The organism is Singulisphaera rosea (assembly GCF_054877945.1).
The window spans coordinates 1-420 of the sequence record NZ_JBTYIP020000111.1; the positions used below are offsets into that span (position 1 = coordinate 1).

Genomic DNA, 420 nt, shown 5'->3' on the forward strand with positions numbered 1-420 from the left:
GGACGCTGGAAGGGACGAAGCAGGCATTGGATGGGATCGGGGTCCTGGATCCTTCACCAGCCACCGACTCGGCGAGTGCGGTGATTTCATTACTCCAAGGTAATTTACTCGATGCCGGAATCTCGCTACTGGCCGCGTTTGTACCCTACATTGGTGATCTCGCGAAGGGATTGAAGTACGGAGGTAAGCTAGCAAAGTTCGCCGATGACGGATCTGATCTGGTTTCGGGTTTCGGCCGTGCGGCCAATCGGTCGGGATTGGACGATGCCTCGGCTGTGTTAGCCCGAAGAGCGGATGAGGGTGGGTCGAAGTTTGCGAGGCAGATGAATGATGCTCCATCGCTCGGAAAGGATACCTGCTTTGCGGCAGGAACCCCGATCCTTACACCCAGTGGGTTCAAGCCAATTGAGGCACTTCGGG

Annotated in this window: 1 pseudogene; it reads left to right on the forward strand. The window is 56.7% G+C overall.

From position 1 onward, the window contains the following. Positions 1-420: pseudogene (locus ACYOEI_RS41175) on the forward strand (hypothetical protein); the annotation flags it as partial.